Annotated in this window: 5 protein-coding genes; 3 read left to right on the top strand and 2 right to left on the bottom strand. The window is 71.1% G+C overall.

Going from position 1 to position 4969, the window contains the following annotated elements; all coding sequences use genetic code 11:
• The first annotated feature begins 109 nt into the window (after nt 1-109).
• The 3 genes from AC1DY2_RS15265 to AC1DY2_RS15255 are packed head-to-tail and all read left to right on the top strand — an operon-like array spanning nt 110 to nt 3556.
• Entirely contained in the window at nt 110-1009 is a 900-nt protein-coding gene (locus AC1DY2_RS15265; RefSeq protein WP_396133115.1) for a carbohydrate ABC transporter permease, read from the top strand.
• A 29-nt stretch (nt 1010-1038) separates the two neighbouring features.
• Nucleotides 1039-2478, top strand: a complete 1440-nt coding sequence (locus AC1DY2_RS15260) for a GH1 family beta-glucosidase (protein WP_476763199.1) — start codon at nt 1039-1041, stop codon at nt 2476-2478.
• 49 nt (nt 2479-2527) lie between these two features.
• Nucleotides 2528-3556 carry a LacI family DNA-binding transcriptional regulator gene (locus tag AC1DY2_RS15255; RefSeq protein ID WP_476763198.1) on the top strand — a complete coding sequence of 343 codons (1029 nt, stop codon included), beginning with the start codon at nt 2528-2530 and terminating at the stop codon, nt 3554-3556.
• Nucleotides 3557-3584: 28 nt separating this feature from the next.
• On the opposite strand, the gene AC1DY2_RS15250 is transcribed toward AC1DY2_RS15255, so the two are convergent.
• The gene (locus tag AC1DY2_RS15250) at nt 3585-4475 is read right to left on the bottom strand and encodes a DNA-methyltransferase (protein WP_476763197.1); all 891 of its coding nucleotides are present in this window, start codon (nt 4473-4475) and stop codon (nt 3585-3587) included.
• A gap of 68 nt (nt 4476-4543) precedes the next feature.
• Nucleotides 4544-4969 (bottom strand): amidohydrolase family protein (locus tag AC1DY2_RS15245; RefSeq protein WP_476763196.1); only part of this gene is annotated, 426 nt, incomplete at its 5' end.

Below are 4969 nucleotides of genomic sequence, written 5' to 3'. Positions count from 1 at the left end.
CCGCGAGCGGGCGCCAGCGCCGCGCCGCCGCCCGCGCGGCCCGCCGCGACCTCGCCGCCCGCGCCACCGACTCCACCCTCGAGACCCCGGAGGCGGCACGATGACCGTCATGAACCCCGTTCCCCTCGCGATCGCCGAGGAGAACATCCCCAACGCCGGCAAGGCCGCCCGGCGCCGGCCCGTGCGCGGGTCGCGACCCGGATGGTTCGTGTACACGAGCCTCGTGATCGTGCTGGGCGCCGCACTGTTCCCCTTCTACTGGTCGTTCCTGATCGGCTCGGGGGATGCCTCGACCATCCGCGACCCGAACATGTCGTGGCTGCCCGGCGGCAACTTCATCGCGAACGCGATCTCGGTCGTCAACGATCCGGCGGTGAACTTCTGGAAGGCGCTGTGGAACTCCATCTACAGCTCAGCGCTCATCGCCCTCTCGGTGGTCTTCTTCTCCACGCTGGCCGGCTGGGCCTTCGCGAAGCTCCGCTTCCGCGGCGGCAAGTGGCTGCTCGTCTTCGTGGTCGCCACGATGGCGGTGCCCACCCAGCTGGGCGTCGTGCCGCTCTACATCCTCTTCGCCGACCTCGGCTGGACCGGCAACGTGGGTGCGATCATCATCCCGGCGCTCACCAGCGCGTTCGGCGTGTTCTGGATGACGCAGTACCTGCAGCAGGCCGTGCCCGATGAGCTCATCGAGGCCGCCCGCGTCGACGGCGCGAGCTCGTTCCGCACGTTCCTCACCGTGGGGCTGCCCGCCGCCCGCCCGGCCGCCGCGATGCTCGGCCTGTTCACGTTCGTCTCGGCCTGGAACAACTTCTTCTGGCCGTTCATCGTCCTCGACCGCAGCGACCCCACGCTGCCCGTCGCGCTCTCGCTCCTGCAGTCGAACTACTTCGTCGACTACTCGATCGTGCTCGCGGGCGTGCTGCTGTCCACCATCCCCCTCCTCATCCTCTTCGTCTTCGCGGGCAAGCAGCTCGTGAGCGGCATCATGGCGGGAGCCGTGAAGGGATGACCATCGACTTCGGAGCTGACACCACCACCATGACCGACACCCTCGCGAACCCCGCGCTGCTCACGCGCCCGTTCCCCTCCGACTTCCTGTTCGGCGCCGCGACGGCAGCCTTCCAGATCGAGGGCGCCGCCTTCGAGGGCGGACGCACCGCCTCCATCTGGGATGCCTTCTGCCGCGTGCCCGGCGCCGTCGTGAACGCCGACAACGGCGATGTCGCCTGCGACCACTACCACCGGATGCCGCAGGACGTCGCCCTGATGAAGGAGCTCGGACTCCAGACCTACCGGTTCTCGACCTCGTGGTCGCGGGTGCGGCCCGACGGCGGCCCGGTCAATCCAGAGGGCGTCGACTTCTACTCGCGCCTCGTCGACGAGCTGCTCGAGGCCGGGATCAAGCCGTGGCTCACGCTCTACCACTGGGACCTGCCCCAAGCGCTCGAGGAGCGCGGCGGCTGGGCCAACCGCGACACCGCCTACCTGTTCCGCGACTACGCCCTCGACCTGCACGAGGCGCTGGGCGACCGCGTCGACGTGTGGACCACGCTCAACGAGCCGTGGTGCTCGTCGTTCCTCAGTTACACGGGCGGCGCGCACGCACCGGGTCGCCAGGATGTCGCGGCCGGCCTCGCCGCCGGCCACCACCTGCTGCTCGCCCACGGGCTCGCCGTGCAGGCGCTGCGCGAACGCGACCCCGAGCTCGAGCTCGGCATCACGCTGAACCTCACGGTCGCCAAGCCCGTCGACCCGACGCACCCCGGTGACGTGGACGCGGCCCGGCGTATCGACGGCCAGTTCAACCGGTTCTTCCTCGATCCGATCTTCCGCGGCCACTACGCCGGCGACCTGATGGCCGACGTCGGCCACCTCGGCCTCCGCGACGTCGTGCTCCCGGGCGACCTCGAGGTGATCTCGACGCCGATCGACACGCTGGGCGTGAACTACTACCACGGCGAGTACGTGAGCGACCGCCCGGCCGAGCACCCGCTGCTGGCCCAGGCGCCCACCGACCGGCCCACCCGGTCGCCCTTCCCCGCGGCCGACGGCGTGTTCAACCACCCGCAGAACCTGCCGCTGACCGCGATGGAGTGGGAGGTGCAGCCCGACGGCCTGCGCGAACTGCTCGTGCGCGTGCACGAGGACTACGCGGCATCCGCCGGCGTTCGCCTCTTCGTGACCGAGAACGGCGCCGCCTACGACGACGTCGTCGGCGATGACGGCGTGGTGCACGACGTGGAGCGCACGGAGTTCCTGGCTTCGCACCTCGGGGCGATCCTCGACGCCATCGACGAGGGCGTGCCCGTGCATGGCTACTTCTACTGGTCGCTCATGGACAACTTCGAGTGGGCGTGGGGCTACGACAAGCGCTTCGGCCTCGTGCGCGTCGACTACGACACGCAGCAGCGCACCGTGAAGGACAGCGGACGCTCGTACGCCGCCGTCATCCGCGACCGCGCGTTGCCGTCGAGCTGACGGCCAGCCCCGCCAGCCATCACCCCGAGACGGAAATAGACTGAACGCCATGCAGCAGGGGGGAAGTGGTATCCGGACGCGACCCACCGCGCCGACGCTCGAAGCGGTCGCGCGCGAGGCGAACGTCTCGCGAGCCACCGTGAGCCGGGTCGTCAACGGCTCCCCCAAGGTGAGCCCCGATGTGGTCACCGCCGTGAACGCGGCGATCGCCAAGCTCAACTACGTGCCGAACCGGGCCGCCAGGTCGCTGGCCAGCCGCACCTCGGGCGCGATCGCGTTGATCGTGCCCGAGGACACGGCCATGTTCTTCGGCGACCCCTACTTCGCCGCGATCGTGCAGGGCATCACCAGGCGGCTCGACGAGAGCGAGTACCTGCTCAACCTGCTCGTCGCCTCGACCGATCCCGGCCACAAGACCGTGCGGTACCTGCGCTCTGGCGTCGTCGACGGCGCGCTCGTGATCTCGCACCACGAGGGCGACGACCTGCAGCACGAGGCCGACATGCTGCTTCCCCTCGTGTACGGTGGCCGCCCGTCGCAGCCCGGCGACCACATCTTCGTCGACGTCGACAACGTCGAGGGCGGTGCCATCGGCACCCGGCACCTCGTCGACGTCGGACGCCGTCGCATCGGCACGATCTCGGGCCCCCTCGACATGCCCGCGGGTGTCGACCGACTCGAGGGCTTCCGCCGCGCCATGGGCGAGGCCGACCTGCCCACCGACGCCGTCGAGACCGCCGACTTCACGGCGGCCGGCGCCGTCGCCGCCACCCGGCGGCTGCTCGACCGGGTGCCCGACCTCGACGGCATCTTCGTCGCGAGCGACCTCATGGCCACCGGCGCGCTGTCCGTGCTGCGCGAACGCGGACGATCGGTGCCCGGCGACATCGCCGTGGTGGGCTTCGACGACAGTCCCGCCGCGAGGTCGTCGGCCATCCCGCTGACCACCGTGCACCAGCCGTCCGAGCAGATGGGCTTCGAGATGGCCGACCTGCTGCTGCGGCATCTGTCGGGCGATGCCGACGTGCCCCGCCGCAACATCATGCCCACGCACCTCGTGCGGCGCGCGTCGGCGTAGGGCCACGACGCCGCGCCGCGGCATCCGCTCAGCCCGCCCTGCGGACCCCCTCCTGGAACTCGACGCCCGCGATCTCCGAGAACCGCGCGCGCATGATCGCGATGGCCTCGGGGTTCTCGTCGACGAGCACGAAGCGGCGCCCGAGCGTGGCCGCGACCGCGCCCGTCGTGCCCGAGCCGGCGAAGAAGTCGAGCACCCAGTCGCCCTCGCGCGTCGAGGCCTGCACGATGCGGCGCAGGATGCCCTCGGGCTTCTGCGTCGGGTAGCCGGTCTTCTCGCGACCCGTCGGCGACACGATCGTGTGCCACCACACGTCGGTGGGCAGCTTGCCGAGCAGGGCCTTCTCGGGCGTGACGAGCCCGGGTGCCATGTAGGGCTCGCGGTCGACCGCGGTCGAGTCGAACCAGTACCGGTCGGGATCCTTCACGTACACGAGGATCGTGTCGTGCTTCGTCGGCCAGCGCCGCTTCGCCTTGGCGCCGTAGTCGTAGGCCCACACGATCTCGTTGAGGAAGCACTCGCGGCCGAAGAGCGCGTCGAGCAGCACCTTCGCGTAGTGCGCCTCGCGGTAGTCGAGATGCAGGTAGAGCGTGCCGTCGTCGGCGAGCACCCGCCACGCCTCCGCGAGCCGTGGCTCCAGGAACCCCCAGTAGTCCTCGAACCGGTCGTCGTAGCGCAGCAGGTCGCCCCGTACCCGCCGGTACTGCTTGCCCGCGAACCCGGTGATGGTTCCGGATGCCGCGGGCTCGGCGGCATCCGTCGGCAGCACCCGCTCGTGCCGCATCGCCTGCCGGGCCTGCGCGCGCCCGGTGTTGAAGGGCGGGTCGAGGTAGACGAGCGTGAACGAGCCGTCGGGCAGGGTGGGCAGCACGTCGAGGTTGTCCGCGTGGATGATGCGGTCGGGCTCGTCGGCTGGCACGGGACCAGTCTGCCCCAGCGGTGCGTGGTGCGCTGGGCGGATGCGTGCCGTGGCGGAGGCACGCCGCGTCAGTGCGCGTGCACGTGGGCGTCGTCCTGCCCGCCTCGCGCCGCGACGGGGTCGGCCGCCGCCTCGCCTCCTGCGGGTTCGGCGAGGGCGCCCGCCGAGTAGGCGATCCCCCCGCCCACGACGGTCAGCTCGGCGTGCGCGTCGAGGAGCGCCGCAGGATCGTGCTCGAGGCCGGAGAGGTCGGTCGACCACACGGCGAGGTCGGCGAGCATCCCCCGTGCGATCCGGCCGAGCGAGGCCTCGGCGTGCCAGGCGCGGGCGCCGTGCACCGTGTACGCCTCGAGCGACCGGTCGAGGCCGACGCGCTCCCCGACCGTCCAGGCATCCGAACCGTCGAGGCCGGCGCGGGTCGCGGCGGAGTACATGCCCACGAGCGGATCCATCTCGCCGACCTGCCAGTCGCTCGAGAACGCGACGGTCGCCCC

This window comes from Agromyces sp. P1_H4, from assembly GCF_056405255.1.
Note: the sequence above shows the minus strand (reverse complement) of the source record. Positions and strands in the feature narration are given on the sequence as shown.

Coding starts and splice junctions, on each gene's coding strand:
- AC1DY2_RS15255 (WP_476763198.1), top strand. CDS start 2,528: ATGCAGCAGGGGGGAAGTGGTATCCGGACGCGACCCACCGCGCCGACG.
- AC1DY2_RS15260 (WP_476763199.1), top strand. CDS start 1,039: ATGACCGACACCCTCGCGAACCCCGCGCTGCTCACGCGCCCGTTCCCC.
- AC1DY2_RS15265 (WP_396133115.1), top strand. CDS start 110: ATGAACCCCGTTCCCCTCGCGATCGCCGAGGAGAACATCCCCAACGCC.